Origin of the sequence: Streptomyces thermospinosisporus (genome assembly GCF_039526425.1) — a bacterium.
Classification (GTDB): Bacteria; Actinomycetota; Actinomycetes; order Streptomycetales; family Streptomycetaceae; genus Streptomyces; species Streptomyces thermocarboxydovorans.
In genome coordinates this window covers 41,623-59,232 of sequence record NZ_BAAAIZ010000049.1, presented here as the reverse complement: position 1 = coordinate 59,232, position 17,610 = coordinate 41,623, and the positions used below count along the sequence as shown (strand labels likewise).

The window sequence follows — 17,610 nt, the reverse complement described above, 5'->3', positions numbered from 1 at the left end:
GGGGCCGCCTGCCGCGGGCCGCATGACGCAGCCCGCCTGCCGGGGGCCGCCTGCCGCGGGCCGCATGACGCAGCCCGCCTGCCGCGGGCCGCCTGCCGCGGGCCGCATGACGCAGCCCGCCTGCCGCGGGCCGCATGACGCAGGCCACCTGACACGGGCCGCCTGCCGGACCGCCTCCTGATGGGGCCTCCCATCACGGCCCGCCCGCCTGTGGACAACAGCCTGTGGACAACTCGGGGGCTGTCGGCGGCGTGGGTTAGTTTCGGAGCGTGAACGCCATCAGCTCCGATGCCCCCGCCGAGGCCGCTCCCGGCCGTGTCGTCCTGCTCACCACCAGCCACCGGGTCGCGCCCGGCCTGCTGTCCTGGCCTGCCTGGCAGGCGCTGCACGCCGCCGACCGGGTGCTGTGCGCCGACGGTGCCCATCCCCAGCTGCCGTATCTGCGGGAGGCGGGGATATCCGTGGAGGAGGCGGCGCCGACCGCCGAGGAGCTGGTCGGTGCCTGCGCGGGCGGGCACACGGTGGTGGTCGTCGCCACCGGTGAGGGCGAACCCGCGCTCACCGACGGACTGGCCCGCCTCGCCGGCAGCGGACGCGTCCGGATGCCCGAGCTGGAGCTGCTGCCCGCCTCCTACGACCTGCCGGGTGCCCGGCTGCTGGACCTGGTGCAGGTGATGGACCGCATCCGTGCCGAGTGCCCGTGGTCGTCCCTGCAGACCCACAAGGGCCTGGCGAAGTACGGCATCGAGGAGGCGTACGAGCTCGTCGAAGCGATCGAGGAGGGCGACCGGGACGAGCTGCGCGAGGAGCTCGGCGACGTCCTGCTCCAGGTCGTCTTCCACGCCCGGATCGCCGAGGAGCACCCCGAGGAGCCCTTCTCCGTCGACGACGTGGCCGCCGGCATCGTCGACAAGCTCATTCACCGCCACCCCCATGTCTTCGGCGACGCGACGGCGAGCACCCCGGAGGAGGTCAAGGAACACTGGCTGCGCACCAAGGCCGTCGAGAAGCGCCGCACCTCGGTCACCGAGGGCATCCCCCTCGGCCAGCCCGCCCTGGCCCTGGCCGCGAAGCTGGCCTCACGGGTCCGCACGGCCGGCCTGGACGTACCCCCGCCCCGCATCGACGGCATCGGCTACGAGCTGCTGACCCTGGCGATACGCGCCGAGGCGGAGGGCGTCGACCCGGAGGCGGCCCTGCGCGCGGCGGCCCGCGCGTACCGCGACGCGGTGCTGGCAGCCGAGGGCGCCGAGGGGAGTTAGCCGGACGTGCCCTGGCGCCCTCGCGCGGCGGAGCCCCTCGCCAGGCGGGCGCCCGCCGGGGTGTGGCGGTAGAGGACGAAGCGGCCGGAGCGGGCGCGGGTCACCAGGCCGGCCCGGTGCAGCACCCCCAGGTGGTACGAGACGGTGGCGGGGCTGAGGAAGTGACGTGCCGCCAGCTGCGCGGTGGACGCCGGACGGGCCAGGGCGGCCAGCAGCCCGGCGCGGGTGGGGCCGAGCAGCCCGGCCAGTTCCTCGGGCGGAGCCGCCGGGGCACTCGACCCGGCCCGCACCGGATACACCAGCATCGGCGGCCGCCGCCCGCCCGGCACCGGGTCCACGACCACGGCCGGCACCGGGGCCACCAGCGACGGCACGACCACCACCAGCGGCACCGGCAGGCGAACGGTGAACCGGCTCTCCACCCGCAGGGTGCCGTCGGCCCACCGGATGCCGGGGTGCAGCGAGTTGAACAGGGCGGCCGCGCCGCTGCGGGCCAGCACCCCCGCACACCGGTCGACCTCCGCCTCCAGGGTGGCCCGGGCGGCCTCCCAGTGCGGGGCGAAGGCCAGCTCCCAGTAGCGCCGCAGCTCCTCCGCCGCCTGCCGGGCCACGCGTTCGCCGCCGCGTGCCATGGCGCAGCGCACGACCTCCGGCAGCTCGCTGCCGGCCAGGCCGCTGTCGGGCCGGCCGTCGCGCAGCGTCCGGAGTTCGGCCAGGACCCGCTCGGGCGGAGTGGAGCGGACCTGTTCGAGCTCCTCCTCGACGGTGGGGGAGGGGCCCGACGGGTGGGGGCTGAGGAAGTCCGGTACGTAACCCCCGGCCTCGAGCGCCAGCGCGGTCAGCAGCGGCAGCCGCGCCCGGCGCAGCACCCGGCGGGCGCGGGCCACCCACGGGTCGGAGCCTGGTTCCGTGCGCAGTCCCCACGGCAGCAGCGTGGACGTCACCTCGTGCAGCGGTGAGACGGCGAAGCGGGAGCGGGCCAGTCCCTCCGCGTCCACCGTCAGCTCGATCACCGCTCCCCCAGCAGGCCCCGAGCGCACCGCGTGCGCACCGACTCTTCGAACCTGCTCGAATCGTGGCACGAGCGCTCGCCGCGACCAACAGCCCCGGCGCACCCTGATGACCGGTCACCGAAGCCGAGGGGGAGGACATGCGCACATCACCGCATTTCCAAGGGAGTCGGAAGACACCGGCGGCGCCGGACGCACCGGTCGCGAGCCGCGCCCGGGAGACCTGGCGAGCACGGACGGCATGGGGAGCACGGGGAACACGGGGATCCCGGTCACGGGTGACCGTGGCGCTCGCCGCCGCCGGACTCCTGCTGGTGTCGGGCACCTGCACCTCGGCGGCGCAGGACCGGGCGGGGACGGTCGCGGCACCTGCCGGGGAGAACGGGGGACTCTCCGGCGCCGCGCCCTGCCCCGGCCTGGACGGCTTCACCTGCTCCACCCTGAACGTGCCGCTCGACCACCGGGGCCGCACCCCGGGCCGGCTCGGCCTGAAGGTCGCGATGGCCGGCAACGCCGAGGCGCCCAAGGGAGTCCTGCTGTTCCTGACGGGCGGACCGGGCCAGCCCGGCGTGCCGTTCGCCGCGCGCATCCGCGACCGGATGGCGCCGGTGCTGAAGGACTACCGCCTGGTGATGATCGACCAGCGCGGCACCGGCGCCGGCGCGCTGCAATGCCCCCGGCTGCAGAAGGAGATGGGCGCCTCCGACCTCACCCCGCCCACCGAGCAGGCGGTGAAGGAGTGCGCCGCGGCCAACGGCGAGCAGCGCCGCTTCTACAGCACCGGTGACACCGTCGCCGACCTGGAGCTGCTGCGCCGGGCCCTGGGCGTGCGGAAGATGACCCTCGACGGTGTCTCCTACGGCACCTACACCGCCACCCGGTACGCGCTGGCGCACCCCAACCGCGTGGCCCGGCTGGTGCTGGACTCGGTGGTGCCGCAGACCGGGTACGACCCGATGGACCTGGCCGCCCTGCGCGCGGCACCGCGCGTGCTGCGCGAGGCCTGCGCGGCGATCGAGTGCACCACGGACCCCGCCGCGGACCTCGCGAAGGTGGTGGACACCTACGGCAACGGCGTCGACGTCATCGACGCGCTGACCACCTGGGGCTTCGTCGACCCGGACTACGCCGAGATGATCGACGCCCTGCACCGGGCCGCCGAGGGCGACCCCGGACTGCTGCGCGGACTGATCGCGGGCACCCGGCAGGGCAACGCCGCCACCGCCGAGGAGCTGAGCCAGGGGCTGCACGCCTCCACCCTGTGCCTGGACGGCCGCTACCCCTGGGGCAGGTCCGACGCCCCCATGGCCGGGCGGCGCGAGGCGCTCGAGAAGGCGGGCGCCGAGCTGACCCCGCGCGACTACGGGCCGTTCGACGCGGCCACCGCCACCGGCCTCGGCTCGATGCTCAGCTGTCTGCACTGGCCGCCCACCCCGGCGCCGCCGCTGCCCTCGCCGCACCGCAGGCTGCCCGGATCCGTCCCGGTCCTGCTGCTGGGCGGCGACCGCGATCTGTCGACGCCGGTGGAGTGGCTGTACGACCAGAAGAAGCTGACCCCGCGCGCCGAGGTCGTGGTGGTCGAGGGAGCCGCGCACTCGGTGCAGAGCAGGGCGGCGAGCGACGAGGGCCGCGAGGCGGTGTACGACTTCCTTCTCCGCCGCTGATTCCCTCCCAGCACACGGCTTCCTCATCCGTGCACGGCCGGGGTCCCGGTACACCGCCGCGGGCCCCGGCCGCGTGTACGTAGGCGGTCCCGCCGGGCAGCACGGATGCGGCCCGCCTGCACGCATGCCGCTGCGGATGCAGCCCGCCTGCACGCATACCGCTGCGGATGCAGCCCGCCTGCACGCATACCGCTGCGGATGCGGCCCGCCTGCACGCATGCCGCTGCGGATGTTGCCCGCCTGCACGCATGCCGCTGCGGACGCGGCCCCCGGCACACGCCCGCGGGCATACGACCACAGGCCCCGATATACGGTCGGAAGGTGACCGACCAGCACCCGACCGACCAGCCGGACATGCCGCAGCAGCCGCCCGCCCCCGAGCTCTTCACCTGGGAGTTCGCCACCGATCCCTACCCGGCCTACGCCTGGCTGCGCGAGCACGCCCCGGTGCACAGGACCCGCCTGCCGAGCGGGGTCGAGGCCTGGCTGGTCACCCGCTACGCCGACGCCAAGCAGACCCTCGCCGACAACCGCCTGTCCAAGAACCCGGCACACCACGACGAGCCGGAGCACGCCAAGGGCAAGACGGGCATCCCCGGCGAGCGCAAGGCGGAGCTGATGACGCATCTGCTGAACATCGACCCGCCGGACCACACCCGGCTGCGCCGGCTGGTCAGCAAGGCCTTCACCCCGCGCCGGGTCGCCGAGTTCGCGCCCAGGGTGCAGGAGCTGACCGACACCCTGATCGACCGGTTCGCCGCGCGGGGATCGGCCGACCTCATCCACGAGTTCGCCTTCCCGCTGCCCATCTACGCCATCTGCGACATGCTCGGCGTGCCCCGCGAGGACCAGGACGACTTCCGGGACTGGGCGGGCATGATGATCCGTCACCAGGGCGGCCCGCGCGGCGGAGTGGCCCGCTCGGTGAAGAAGATGCGCGGCTATCTCGCCGACCTCATCCACCGCAAGCGCGCGGTCCTGCCCGCCCGTCCGGCACCCGGCGAGGACCTCATCTCCGGTCTCATCCGGGCCTCCGACCACGGCGAGCACCTCACCGAGAACGAGGCCGCCGCCATGGCGTTCATCCTGCTGTTCGCCGGTTTCGAGACCACCGTCAACCTCATCGGCAACGGCACCTACGCCCTGCTCACTCATCCCGAGCAGCGGGCCCGGCTGCAGCGGTCCCTGGCCGCGGGGGAGCGGGAGCTGCTGACCACCGGGGTGGAGGAGCTGCTGCGCTACGACGGCCCGGTGGAGATCGCCACCTGGCGGTTCGCCACCGAGCCGGTCGTCATCGGCGGGCAGCGGATCGAGGCCGGGGACCCCGTGCTGGTCGTCCTCGCCGCGGCGGACCGTGACCCGGAGCGGTTCGCCGACCCGGATGTGCTCGACCTCGGCCGGCGCGACAACCAGCACCTGGGGTACGGCCACGGCATCCACTACTGCCTGGGCGCGCCGCTGGCCCGGCTGGAGGGGCAGACCGCGCTCGGCACCTTGCTGACCCGGCTGCCGGATCTGCGCCTAGCGGTCGAACCGGACGAACTGCGCTGGCGCGGCGGGCTCATCATGCGCGGACTGCGCACACTGCCCGTGGAATTCACCCCTTTGCGGACCTGACTTCCGAAAACGGACGGGACTTTGAGCACCCCGTCCGACCAGCGCAAACATGACACACATTCAACTATGTGATCTTCACGTGATCTGCGCGGCATGAACTTGTGACAACTGATCGTCTGCCGATACGTTCCCTGTCGACGCGACGTCCAATCCGGTGCGCCGCGCTGGTCACTGCTGTCGTCTGAAAGGTCTCCGCATGCTCTCCGGGAACGGTCGCCACCGTCGCCCCCGCCAGGCTCCGGCTCTCCTTGTCGCGGCCGGAGTGACCGGATCCGCCATCGCCCTTCCGCTTCTGGGGGCGAGCGGCGCCAGCGCGGCCGACGGGGAGACCTGGGACCGGGTCGCGGAGTGCGAGTCCGGCGGCTCCTGGAGCCAGAACACGGGCAACGGCTACTACGGCGGTCTGCAGCTGACCCAGGACGACTGGGAGAACTACGGCGGACTGGAGTACGCGCCCAGCGCCGACCAGGCCAGCCGGAACCAGCAGATAGCGGTCGCGGAACGCATACTCGCCGACCAGGGTGTCGGCGCCTGGCGCGCCTGCGGCCTGCTCGCGGGGCTGGAGCAGGGCTCGGGGGCCGAGGGGATTGACACGGGCACGGGCTCGCAGTCCCCGTCCTCGACGGATACGCCGGAAAGCGGCGAATCTACCGATGAGTCCGGCTCGTCGGATTCCGTCGATCCGTCCGTCTCTTCGTCCGCGTCGCCCACCGCCACGGAGGGCGGGGAGGGCGGAGACGGTGCGGAGGGCTCCGCAGGCTCGGCCGATGCGAACGAATCGCCCGAGTCCGACAAGTCCACCGATGCCGACTCCGGGCCCTCGGCCGTCGAAACGACCGGAAACGGTGACGAGCCGGACAAGTCCGGTCAGAGCACCGGCTCTTCCGCGCTGACCGACACCGGCGCCTCCACCGGGGCCGGCCGGCACCGCGGCCCCAGCGCCGAGGAGAAGGAGGAGGACCTCGCATCCGGGTCGTCCGGCCGGCATGCCGCGCGCCCCTCGGGCGACGCCTCCGACGGCTCCTACACCGTCCGCCGCGGGGACAGCCTGTGGTCCATCGCCGACTCCCTTGAGGTGGACGGCGGTTGGCGTGCGCTGTACGAGCGCAACGAGCAGGTCGTCGGTGACGACCCGGACCTCATCCTGCCCGGTCAGACGCTTGAGGTCGCAGAGGGTGCGAGCGGGAAGTGACGGGTGAAAAGCCGCGGATCGGACGGTAGTTGACGTCATGATTCGAGCTGAATGCCCGATATAAAAGTGGTGAGAGATAGGTCTCAGAAGCCCTGATCGTCTTTGAAAATCGGCCGAACAGGTGTCTACGGTCGTGACCGCTCGTCATCGCGGGCCCCGGCTGCCGCCACGCCGAATCCTGCCAGTGGCACCCGGGAACAGTCGTCGCGTCATGCGCCGTAGGCAGGAGCGGGGGACCCAAGGTAAGTGCCGTTTCCGGTGCCTGGCACCGGAGTGCGGCTTGGGGTGAAGCCGCGTCCCGTGAGGGGCGTGGCCGGGCAACTCAACCGGCCCGAACCCGACAGCTCACCTCGCAGGCGTCGGTGAGGGGATCCATCCATGCTGTTTTCCGGCAAGGGCAAGCACCGTCGTCCGACCGCCCTTCAGCGGTCCACCCGCGCCATCGCCATCGCCGGTGTCACCGGCGCCGCCGTCGCCGCCCCGCTGATGGCGGCCGGCTCGGCCTCCGCCGCCACCGCCTCCGAGTGGGACGCCGTCGCCCAGTGCGAGTCCGGCGGCAACTGGTCCATCAACACCGGCAACGGCTACTACGGCGGTCTGCAGTTCTCCGCCTCCACCTGGGCCGCCTACGGCGGCACGAAGTACGCGCCGACCGCCGACAAGGCCACCAAGGCGCAGCAGATCGAGATCGCCGAGAAGGTGCTCGCCGGCCAGGGCAAGGGTGCCTGGCCCGTCTGCGGCAAGAACCTGTCCAACGCCCCGTACCACGGTGCCGCCGCCGAGGCCCCCAAGGCCGCCGCCCCCGCCGAGCGCGCGGAGCAGAAGGCGTCCCGCTCCACCGAGCGTCCGGCGCCGAAGGCCGAGAAGAAGGCCGAGGCCAAGAAGACCGTCACCACCCCGGCCGGTGACAAGGTCGAGAAGGGCGACGGCGAGTACAAGGTCGTCAAGGGCGACACGCTCAGCTCCATCGCCGCCGAGCACGGCGTCAAGGGCGGCTGGCAGAAGCTGTTCGAGCTGAACGACGACATCATCGAGAACCCCGACCTCATCTTCCCGGGCCAGCAGCTGCACCTGAAGTAAGCAGCGGCCCCGCGGTCCGCCCGCTCCGGTGCGTGTTCCCCCCGTGCGCACCGGGGCGGGCTTTTTCATCGAACCGCGTTTGTTCCGCCCGGAAACAATCTATGCTCGGTTCCGTCCCACGGGATGGGCGACCGGATGGCCGATCGCCCGGAGCCGGTTAGGCTCGGTCTCGCAGCGCCACCACGGCCCTGCACACTCGCGTCACATCCAAGAAGGAGATGCTCGTGCCGTCCATCGACGTCGTCGTAGCCCGGGAAATCCTGGACTCCCGAGGCAATCCCACGGTCGAGGTCGAGGTCGGCCTCGACGACGGCAGCACCGGTCGTGCCGCCGTCCCGTCCGGCGCCTCCACGGGCGCCTTCGAGGCCATCGAGCTTCGCGACGGCGACTCGAACCGCTACCTCGGCAAGGGTGTGGAGAAGGCCGTTCTCGCGGTCATCGAGCAGATCGGCCCTGAGCTGGTCGGCTACGACGCCACCGAGCAGCGCCTGATCGACCAGGCCATGTTCGACCTGGACGCCACCGACAACAAGGGCTCCCTCGGCGCCAACGCCATCCTCGGCGTCTCCCTCGCCGTCGCCCACGCCGCCTCCGAGGCCAGCGACCTGCCGCTGTTCCGCTACCTGGGCGGCCCCAACGCGCACCTGCTGCCGGTGCCGATGATGAACATCCTGAACGGCGGCTCGCACGCCGACTCCAACGTGGACATCCAGGAGTTCATGATCGCCCCGATCGGCGCGGAGTCCTTCTCCGAGGCGCTGCGCTGGGGTGCCGAGGTCTACCACACCCTGAAGAAGGTCCTGAAGAGCAAGGGCCTGTCCACCGGCCTCGGCGACGAGGGCGGCTTCGCCCCGAACCTCGGCTCCAACCGCGAGGCCCTCGACCTCATCCTCGAGGCCATCAAGGAGGCCGGCTACACCCCCGGCGAGCAGGTCGCCCTCGCCCTGGACGTGGCCGCGTCCGAGTTCTACAAGGACGGCTCCTACGTCTTCGAGGGCAAGGAGCGCTCCGCCGCCGAGATGACGGAGTACTACGCCGAGCTGGTCGACGCCTACCCGCTGGTCTCCATCGAGGACCCGCTGTTCGAGGACGACTGGGAGGGCTGGAAGACCATCACCGCCAAGCTCGGTGACAAGGTCCAGCTCGTCGGCGACGACCTGTTCGTCACCAACCCCGAGCGCCTGGCCCGCGGCATCGAGGAGGGCGCCGCAAACGCCCTGCTGGTGAAGGTCAACCAGATCGGCTCGCTCACCGAGACCCTGGACGCGGTCGAGCTGGCCCAGCGCAACGGCTACAAGTGCATGATGTCCCACCGCTCCGGCGAGACCGAGGACGTCACCATCGCCGACCTGGCCGTCGCCACCAACTGCGGCCAGATCAAGACCGGCGCCCCGGCCCGCTCCGAGCGCGTCGCCAAGTACAACCAGCTGCTGCGCATCGAGGAGATCCTCGACGACGCGGCGGTGTACGCCGGCCGCTCCGCCTTCCCGCGCTTCAAGGGCTGACGCCACACGGGGCTTTTCGTCCCCGTGAGAGGGCAGCGTCGTACGTCCCCGTACTCGGTCCCGTACCGTGTGCGGGGACGTACGCGCGTGGACGGGAGGCGCCAGGCAGATGGCCGTGAAGGACCGGGACCGTTTCTCCACCGCGACCAGGATCCGGCTGATCGGTGAGCAGACCGCGGCCCGGGTCTACCGCTCACAGACCCGGCGACAGGCCCGCCGCTCCCGGCTGACCGGCCGGGCCGCGCTGCTCGCCCTGGTGGTCTGCTCGCTGATCGTGGCCCTCGCCTACCCCATGCGCCAGTACGTCTCCCAGCGCGCCGAGATCGCCGACCTGCGGCAGCAGCAGAAGGAGGCGCGCGAGCGCGTCGAACGGCTGCGCGACCTCAAGGCGCGCTGGCAGGACGACGCCTTTGCCGAGCAGGAGATCCGCCGCCGGCTGCACTACGTCATGCCGGGCGAGACCGGCTACATCGTGATCGACCCGGGCACGGCCAGGAAGTCCCGCACCGACCGCGAGACCGCCGACCGCCCCTGGTACGCGAACCTCTGGGACGGCGTCGACAAGGCCGACGCCGCCGCCCAGTGACCGTATAGAAAGACAGGTATGGAGAAGCCCCCGCCCCCGACGCCGCGCACCGAGCCCACCGACGCGGACATCGAGGCCATCAGGCAGCAGCTCGGCCGGCCCCCGCGCGGGCTGCGCGCCATCGCGCACCGCTGCCCCTGCGGCCAGCCGGACGTCGTGGAGACCGCCCCGCGGCTGCCCGACGGCACGCCCTTCCCGACGCTGTACTACCTCACCTGCCCCCGCGCCAACTCGGCGATCGGCACGCTCGAGGCGAACGGCGTGATGAAGGAGATGACCGAGCGGCTGGCCACCGACCCCGAGCTGGCCGCCGCCTACCGGGCCGCGCACGAGGACTACATCCGGCGGCGCGACGAGATCGAGGAGCTGAAGAACTTCCCCAGCGCCGGCGGCATGCCGGACCGGGTGAAGTGCCTGCACGTGCTGGTCGCCCACTCGCTGGCCGCCGGACCGGGCGTCAACCCGCTCGGCGACGAGGCGCTGGCGATGCTGCCCGAGTGGTGGCGCAAGGGCCCCTGTGTGACGCCCACGGCCGGGGAGGAGGCCAAGTGACCCGGGTCGCCGCCATCGACTGCGGCACGAACTCCATCCGCCTGCTGGTGGCCGACGCGGACCCGGCGACCGGTGAACTGACCGACCTGGACCGCCGCATGACCATCGTGCGCCTCGGGCAGGGCGTCGACCGCACCGGCCGGCTCGCCCCCGAGGCCCTGGAGCGGACCTTCGCCGCCTGCCGCGAGTACGCGGAGATCATCAAGAAGCACGGGGCCTCGGAGCACCTGCGCTTCGTCGCCACCTCCGCCTCCCGCGACGCCGAGAACCGCGAGGACTTCGTGCGCGGGGTGGTGGACATCCTCGGCGTGGAGCCCGAGGTCATCACCGGCGACCAGGAGGCCGAGTTCTCCTTCACCGGCGCCACCAGGGAGCTGGCGGGCCACGACCACCTGCCCAAGCCCTTCCTGGTGGTCGACATCGGCGGCGGCTCGACCGAGTTCGTGGTCGGCGACGACCATGTGCGCGCCGCCCGCTCCGTCGACGTCGGCTGCGTCCGGATGACCGAGCGGCACCTGGTGCACGAGGGGAAGGTCGCCGACCCGCCCACCGAGCAGCAGATCGCCGCCATGCGGGCCGACATCGAGGCCGCCCTCGACCTGGCCGAACAGTCCGTCCCGCTGCGCGAGGCGCGCACCCTGGTGGGCCTCGCCGGATCCGTCACCACCGTCTCCGCCATCGCCCAGGACCTGCCCGAGTACGACTCGGCGGCCATCCACCACTCACGGGTCTCCCGGGACCGCGTCCGGGAGATCACCGAGCACCTGCTGCGCTCCACCCACGCCGAGCGCGCGAAGATCCCCTCCATGCATCCGGGTCGCGTGGACGTGATCGGCGCGGGCGCCCTCGTCCTGCTGTCGATCATGGAACGGACCGGCGCGGAGGAGGTCGTGGTGTCCGAGCACGACATCCTCGACGGCATCGCGTGGTCGGTGGCGTAGCTCTCTTTTGTTACTCGCCAGTAGCCACCGGTTGAGCAGTACGGATAGCGTATGAGCGGCCTCGAGGGGCCCTTCGCGGGCCCCTCGCCGGTGTCTCGCCGACGAAGTTCGTGAAGTTCTTCACAAGGATTTCGGTCGTACGGGGCCCTCGAATGGGGTCCATTGGCCCTTCCGGGGGGTTCCGGGCCTGTTGAACATGTTCAGCAGGGGTCTGCGGATCGCGTACCGGAGGGAGTGTTTCAGGGGGCTCACAGCCGGCCGTGAAGTCCAGAGAGGCAGCTCACGCGGCATTGACAACGTGCGGCGAGCGTCACGGTTCCCGTACTTGGACATGATCTAAGTCACGCGGGGCGGGGAGTATAACACAGGTCCTGTCCAAGCTTGTGAAGGGGCGCACGAACCACCCCCCTCGGGCGGGTGGATACTCGATGGCATGAGCACCACGGAGCGTCCCAGGATCCTCGTAGTAGGCGGTGGGTACGTAGGCCTGTACGCAGCTCGGCGCATCCTGAAGAAGATGCGTTACGGCGAGGCGACCGTCACCGTCGTCGACCCGCGGTCGTACATGACCTACCAGCCTTTCCTCCCCGAAGCCGCCGCCGGCAGCATCTCCCCTCGCCACGTCGTCGTCCCGCTGCGGCGCGTGCTGCCCAAGGCGGAGGTCCTCACCGGTCGGGTCACCACCATCGACCAGGACCGCAAGGTCGCCACGATCGCCCCGCTGGTCGGCGAGGCGTACGAGCTTCCCTTCGACTACCTGGTGATCGCGCTCGGCGCGGTCTCCCGCACCTTCCCGATCCCCGGCCTCGCCGAGCAGGGCATCGGCATGAAGAGCATCGAGGAGGCCATCGGCCTGCGCAACCACGTCCTCGAGCAGCTCGACAAGGCCGACTCCACCACCGACGAGCAGATCCGCCGCAAGGCTCTCACCTTCGTCTTCGTGGGCGGCGGCTTCGCCGGTGCGGAGACCATCGGTGAGGTCGAGGACATGGCGCGGGACGCGGCCAAGTACTACCGCAACGTCTCCCGCGAGGACATGCGCTTCATCCTCGTCGACGCCGCCGACAAGATCCTCCCCGAGGTGGGTCCGAAGCTCGGCAAGTACGGCAAGGAGCACCTGGAGAGCCGTGGTGTCGAGGTCTACCTCAACACCTCGATGGAGTCCTGCGTCGACGGCCACGTGGTGCTGAAGAACGGCCTCGAGGTGGACTCCGACACCATCGTGTGGACGGCCGGCGTCAAGCCGAACCCTGCGCTCGCCCGCTTCGGCCTGCCGCTGGGTCCGCGCGGCCACGTCGACTGCGAGCCGACGCTCCAGGTCAAGGGCACCGACTACATCTGGGCCGCGGGCGACAACGCCCAGGTGCCGGACCTCGTGGGCCGCAAGGCCGGCAACGAGAACGCCTGGTGCCCGCCGAACGCCCAGCACGCCCTGCGTCAGGCCAAGGTCCTCGGCGACAACGTGGTGTCCGGCATGCGGGGCTTCCCGCAGAAGGAGTACAGCCACGCCAACAAGGGCGCCGTGGCGGGCCTCGGCCTGCACAAGGGCGTGGCGATGATCGTCGTCGGCAAGATGAAGATCAAGCTGAAGGGCCGGCTCGCCTGGTACATGCACCGCGCCTACCACGGCCTGGCGATGCCCACCTGGAACCGCAAGATCCGGGTCTTCGCCGACTGGACCCTGCAGATGTTCCTCAAGCGCGAGGTCGTCTCGCTGGGCGCCATCGAGTCCCCCCGCGAGGAGTTCTACGAGGCCGCCAAGCCGGCCCCGGCCCCCGCGGCGGCCGCACCCCGCAAGACCGAGGAGAAGGCCAAGGCCTCCTGACCTCCGGTCCACCGCCCCCCGAAGGGGCCGCCCGCCATCCGTGGTGCGGGCGGCCCCTTCGGCGTGTGCGGGGCAGAGTGTGCTGGGGGCGTTGTGGCGACTTCGGTCGCAGGGAGCCAGGCGTCACGGGCGGCCCTCTTCTTCTGCGGCCCTCTTCCTGTGCGACCAGCAGTCAGGCCCGGACGGGGACGTCGAGGAGCTTGGCGAGGAAGCCGGCGTTGGCGGTGACGTCGTGACCGAGCACCACGGTGTGGTGCGGCAGCGCGCTCAGGCGCCGTGCGACCTCCCGCCGAGCGCTGTGCCGCTGCCGACGGTGAGAAGTCCGAAGACATCCGGGTACCGGTCCTCCGTCTCGCCGCACATGAAGTCGCTGTGATCCAGGGTCCGCACGCTGCTCTCCTCGGCCGGGGCCACGCCCGCTTCGATACGCGGAAAGAGGAGCCCGGCGGCAGTCCCACCGGCAGCCAGCGGGACACCGAACCAGCGCTCGAACTGATCGGGAAAGACCTGCGTCTTCATCTCCTCGCCGCTTCCCTCCTTCCACAGCGGCGTGCGATCTCCGGCGAGGAGTGCTGCCGTCACTCGCTCATGCTGCGTCGGATGCAGTTGCTCGCCGCCCAGCAGGCGCCGTTGGGCGATGTCGAACCAGCCCAGCGCGTCAAGAAGGCCCAGCCCGATCGCGGCGGCCGACGGCCACGGCAGGACATCGACACCCGCTCCCTGGTCCGGCCGGACGAAGACGCGATCGTTGGCGAGGAGCCTGAGTCCATGGCGGGCGGCCAGCGCGAGGGCCGTGGTCGTCTTGCCCGCACCCTTGCGCCCGAACATGAGGAAGGCCCGGCCGCGCTGGTCCACGACAGCAGACGCGTGGAGCACCGCCCAGCCGTCCCTGAGCAGGATCCCGCGCAGGACTTCACGGGCCAGGCGTGCAGCCGCAGTGGCGACCGCCTCGCTGCCGCAGCCGACGATGTGCAGCCGTCCCCGGCCGGGCTCCGACCGGTAGGCAAGCCGCTGCCTCGGGCACACGGCACGGATCACCCCGGTGGAGACGTCGCCGGTCAGCAGTAGCTCGGCCTTGGCGTACTCGACGCCTCGGTGCGGGGCCTGCGTCACGCTCAGCGCCGCGTCGTCGTACCGGTCACTGTCCACGGCGGCCGTGACGACAGAGCCCTTACCGGCCTCCTCCGCCGCCACGAGCGCGGCGTTCCACCACTGCCCGAAGTAGCGGGCCGTCCAGTCGGTGACGGCCTTCTCGGCGGACACGACGGTCGCGGTCGCCCCTGCGACGCCGAGGCGTACGGCGTGAGTGGTCACGGGTTTCTCCCGTTCGGCAGTGGTCGAGCAGGGATGCCGCGCACGGCCTGGTAGGCCTCGCGGAGCTTGCTGCGGGCTGCTTCCAGTTGACGAACCTCGGAATCGTCGAGCGGAGGCATGCAGGGACGGGGCCGGCCTTGGACGAACCGCAACGGGACCCCGAGGAAGCAGTCGGCGTAAGGCGCGGACAGCTCGGTGCACCCGTCCTCAGCGCCGAGGGCCAGGCGAAGAGCGGACATCACGGCACCGGTCGGCCCATGTCTGGTGCGACCGATGCCGCTCACCGAAATGTTGATGTGGCCGCTGAACGGGGTGCCCCCTGGCTCCGTTCGTGCCCTACCGCCCCCGCCTCGTCCGCGCCGTGGCCCGGCACCGGTCGGCCCGGAGCTGACCAGCGGCGAACGTTGCCAGTTCTTCGAGCAGATGCGGCGCGCTGCTGAGCAGGCCCGTGGCCCGGACAGGTTTCTGCTGCGACGCCAAGCCCTGTACCTGTCGGGTTACGACCGGGCGGCGGACACGCGTCACTGGCTCGCCCATCAGCAGCGCGCCGAGCGGCCCGGTGACTGGCTCACCGCCTGGCTGAATCACCGCAGCGTCGCCGCCGTGGCTGCCCGGCAGGGTGACCGCGACCGCATGTCCTGGTTCATTGACACGGTCCTGCAGAACGATGAGGCGGGCGAGGCTGCGAACCTCGCCTACTGGGCGTACTGGGTGGGTGAGACCACTGTGCCGCAGCAGTCGGACGCTTTCATCGCGGACGGATCCCTGAGTTCCTGGCACGGCGGCAAGCTTCTCGCCCACCTGGTCGCCGGGTTTGTCCCGCACGACGGCTACGTGGAGCTCAACATCCACTCCGTGTGGTCCCTGGTCCAGGTGCGGCCCCACCTCCTCCGCTCCAGGGCGGCAGTCCGGGGCCTGCGCGAACGGCTTCCGATCATGTTGGATAGCGGGGAGCTCTCGCAGCGCGCCCGTCGGCAGCTGGAGAGCGTTCGGTATGCGATCCGCCTCGCCGAGGCGTGAGAGAAGCCCGACGGTGTCCGAAGACCTGACCGCGGTGGCCCGCTTCCTGTACGAGGCGGGGACGCTCAAGTCGACCAAGCGCACGGGCTGGTGGATGGCCGGTGTCAAGGACCCGGAGTCTGTCGCCGAGCACTCGTGGCGCACCGCGCTCATCGCGACGATCATTGCCGGCCTGGAGGGCGCCGACCCCGCCCGCGCAGCCTTTCTCGCGATCTGGCACGACAGTCAGGAGACCCGTACCGGCGACGTCAATCACCTGGGGAAGAAGTACGGTGCCGGGGAAGCGGACCCCGAGGTGATTACAGCCGACCAGGTTGCCGGTATGCCGGCCGTCCTCGCCGACACCTTCAGGAAGCTGGTGGCGGAGTACGAGGCAAAGGAGACCCTGGAGGCCCGGTGTGCCCGCGACGCCGACAAGCTGGAGTGCATGATCCAGGGCATCGAGTACCGGGACCAGGGATACGCCCATGCGCAGCGGTGGATCGACAACAGCCGAAACCGGATCACCACCAAGAGCGGCCAGGCTCTCGCCGACGCGGTACTGGAGACGGGCTCCCTGGACTGGCTGCGCGCCGCCCTCGGCGAGGTCACGGACTGACGGCAGGCGGTTTGCCGGCGGGGTCCTTGGCGCGTGTGGTGAAACGGCGGTGGGCACTCCTTCACTGTCGTGGAGGACGTCGGTGGAGTGCCGGGTGGCTGCGAAGTGCCCGGAGCCGGACTTGAACCGGCACGCCCGCGTAGGGGCAGCGAGGTTTAAGCTCGCCGTGTCTGCATTCCACCATCCGGGCAGGCCATGGGCTCCGCGTCAGTGCTCCGAGCCTAGCGTCACGGCCCCTCCGCTTCGGGAGCGGGCAACCCCATGTTGTCTTATTTTATTGGCACCTGATGGAGCATCAGCTTCTGGGCAGGCCATCAGCACTTGCCGGCAAGCCTTGCGCGCCATCGCCGGGTGCGCATGCGGAATGACGGAAATTCACCGTCTCGACGAGGGCGCCCGGCCGGTTCTTCGCGCCGGGGGAGGCGCCCCCCGGCGCACGGGCCGGACCCGACTCGGGTAGGGGGCGGCGTAAGACTCAGGTATGACACAGCGGCCCGCCGGTCAGTCCTCAGTCGCCCCCGGGAACCGGAGCAGCGGCTGACTCGCCGCGGACGATGGCACGGAACGATGGACGCATACCCAGCAACGTCGTACTCGTCGTCCCGACAGGAGCGTCCAACCCGTGACCACCGCACCCATCGCCGACCGGTCCACCGCCGTGGCCGCGCGCGCCACGGAGCTGTCGAAGATCTACGGACAGGGCGAGACCCAGGTGGTCGCCCTGGACCGGGTCACCGTCGACTTCCGGCAGGCCGAGTTCACCGCGATCATGGGCCCCTCCGGCTCCGGCAAGTCCACGCTGATGCACTGCGTGGCCGGCCTGGACACCTTCTCCTCCGGCTCGGTCCGCATCGGCGACGTCGAACTCGGCACGCTGAAGGACAAGCAGCTGACCAAGCTGCGCCGCGACAAGATCGGCTTCATCTTCCAGGCGTTCAACCTGCTGCCCACCCTCAACGCCCTGGAGAACATCACCCTCCCGATGGACATCGCGGGCCGCAAGCCCGACAAGGAGTGGCTGGACACGGTCATCGGTCTGATCGGCCTCTCCGGGCGGCTCGGCCACCGGCCCTCCCAGCTCTCCGGCGGCCAGCAGCAGCGTGTCGCCGTCGCCCGGGCGCTCGCCTCCAAGCCGGACATCGTCTTCGGCGACGAGCCCACCGGCAACCTCGACTCCCGCTCCGGCGCCGAGGTGCTCGGCTTCCTGCGCAACTCGGTGCGCGAGCTGGGCCAGACGGTGGTCATGGTGACCCACGACCCGGTGGCCGCCGCCTACGCGGACCGGGTGATCTTCCTGGCGGACGGCCGGATCGTCGACGAGATGTACGGGCCGACGGCCGACTCGGTGCTGGACCGCATGAAGCGGTTCGACGCCAAGGGCCGCACCAGCTGACATCCCCTCAGCCCTCACCCCCGCCCCCTCCTCGTACGTCTGGACTCGAGA

General features: G+C 71.2%; 15 protein-coding genes, 1 tRNA gene and 1 riboswitch. Of the genes, 13 read left to right on the top strand and 3 right to left on the bottom strand.

Annotated features, from left to right (window positions below; translation table 11 throughout):
* The first annotated feature begins 269 nt into the window (after positions 1-269).
* On the top strand, positions 270-1,262 hold the full coding sequence (locus ABD207_RS17660; RefSeq protein ID WP_344014049.1) for a nucleoside triphosphate pyrophosphohydrolase: 993 nt from the start codon (positions 270-272) through the stop codon (positions 1,260-1,262).
* On the opposite strand, the gene ABD207_RS17655 is transcribed toward ABD207_RS17660, so the two are convergent.
* A complete protein-coding gene (locus ABD207_RS17655) occupies positions 1,259-2,275 on the bottom strand; it encodes an ArsR/SmtB family transcription factor (RefSeq protein ID WP_344014048.1) in 1,017 nt (338 codons plus the stop codon). The genes ABD207_RS17660 and ABD207_RS17655 overlap by 4 nt on opposite strands.
* A 275-nt stretch (positions 2,276-2,550) precedes the next feature.
* Between ABD207_RS17655 and ABD207_RS17650 the strand changes: the two genes are divergently transcribed.
* The 9 genes from ABD207_RS17650 (at position 2,551) to ABD207_RS17610 (ending at position 13,234) form a co-directional block, all read left to right on the top strand.
* Positions 2,551-3,936 (top strand): alpha/beta fold hydrolase, encoded by a 1,386-nt coding sequence (locus ABD207_RS17650; protein ID WP_344014047.1) that lies wholly within the window; start codon positions 2,551-2,553, stop codon positions 3,934-3,936.
* A gap of 354 nt (positions 3,937-4,290) precedes the next feature.
* Positions 4,291-5,553, top strand: coding sequence for a cytochrome P450 family protein (locus tag ABD207_RS17645; RefSeq protein WP_344014070.1), 1,263 nt, complete (start codon positions 4,291-4,293; stop codon positions 5,551-5,553).
* A 196-nt stretch (positions 5,554-5,749) separates the two neighbouring features.
* Positions 5,750-6,745, top strand: coding sequence for a transglycosylase family protein (locus tag ABD207_RS17640; protein ID WP_344014046.1), 996 nt, complete (start codon positions 5,750-5,752; stop codon positions 6,743-6,745).
* Between the two features lie 204 nt (positions 6,746-6,949).
* A riboswitch (cyclic di-AMP (ydaO/yuaA leader) is annotated at positions 6,950-7,119 on the top strand.
* 4 nt (positions 7,120-7,123) lie between these two features.
* Positions 7,124-7,825 carry a transglycosylase family protein gene (locus tag ABD207_RS17635; RefSeq protein ID WP_344014045.1) on the top strand — a complete coding sequence of 234 codons (702 nt, stop codon included), beginning with the start codon at positions 7,124-7,126 and terminating at the stop codon, positions 7,823-7,825.
* A 224-nt stretch (positions 7,826-8,049) separates the two neighbouring features.
* Positions 8,050-9,330 carry a phosphopyruvate hydratase gene (eno, locus tag ABD207_RS17630; protein ID WP_343998444.1) on the top strand — a complete coding sequence of 427 codons (1,281 nt, stop codon included), beginning with the start codon at positions 8,050-8,052 and terminating at the stop codon, positions 9,328-9,330.
* 109 nt (positions 9,331-9,439) lie between these two features.
* A complete protein-coding gene (locus tag ABD207_RS17625) occupies positions 9,440-9,916 on the top strand; it encodes an FtsB family cell division protein (protein ID WP_344014044.1) in 477 nt (158 codons plus the stop codon).
* An 18-nt stretch (positions 9,917-9,934) separates the two neighbouring features.
* Positions 9,935-10,468: a DUF501 domain-containing protein gene (locus ABD207_RS17620; RefSeq protein ID WP_344014042.1), complete on the top strand. Its 534-nt coding sequence runs from the start codon at positions 9,935-9,937 to the stop codon at positions 10,466-10,468.
* Positions 10,465-11,409 (top strand): Ppx/GppA phosphatase family protein, encoded by a 945-nt coding sequence (locus ABD207_RS17615; RefSeq protein ID WP_344014041.1) that lies wholly within the window; start codon positions 10,465-10,467, stop codon positions 11,407-11,409. The genes ABD207_RS17620 and ABD207_RS17615 overlap by 4 nt, the downstream gene beginning before the upstream one ends.
* 433 nt (positions 11,410-11,842) lie before the next feature.
* A complete protein-coding gene (locus tag ABD207_RS17610) occupies positions 11,843-13,234 on the top strand; it encodes an NAD(P)/FAD-dependent oxidoreductase (protein ID WP_344014040.1) in 1,392 nt (463 codons plus the stop codon).
* 267 nt (positions 13,235-13,501) lie between these two features.
* Here the strand turns inward: ABD207_RS17610 and ABD207_RS17605 are convergent, their stop codons facing one another.
* Complete coding sequence (locus ABD207_RS17605; RefSeq protein ID WP_344014039.1) at positions 13,502-14,548, bottom strand: phosphoenolpyruvate carboxykinase (ATP); 1,047 nt, start codon at positions 14,546-14,548, stop codon at positions 13,502-13,504.
* Between the two features lie 273 nt (positions 14,549-14,821).
* On the opposite strand from ABD207_RS17605, the gene ABD207_RS17600 reads away from it, so the two are divergent.
* Together ABD207_RS17600 and ABD207_RS17595 are read left to right on the top strand one after the other, a co-directional pair.
* Complete coding sequence (locus ABD207_RS17600; protein ID WP_344014038.1) at positions 14,822-15,568, top strand: transcriptional regulator; 747 nt, start codon at positions 14,822-14,824, stop codon at positions 15,566-15,568.
* Between the two features lie 13 nt (positions 15,569-15,581).
* A complete protein-coding gene (locus ABD207_RS17595) occupies positions 15,582-16,166 on the top strand; it encodes an HD domain-containing protein (RefSeq protein ID WP_344014037.1) in 585 nt (194 codons plus the stop codon).
* 106 nt (positions 16,167-16,272) lie between these two features.
* Here ABD207_RS17595 and ABD207_RS17590 read toward each other — a convergent pair.
* Positions 16,273-16,356 (bottom strand) — tRNA-Leu (locus ABD207_RS17590).
* A 432-nt stretch (positions 16,357-16,788) separates the two neighbouring features.
* Between ABD207_RS17590 and ABD207_RS17585 the strand changes: the two genes are divergently transcribed.
* A complete protein-coding gene (locus ABD207_RS17585; protein WP_344014036.1) occupies positions 16,789-17,559 on the top strand; it encodes an ABC transporter ATP-binding protein in 771 nt (256 codons plus the stop codon).
* The last annotated feature ends 51 nt before the right edge of the window (positions 17,560-17,610 follow it).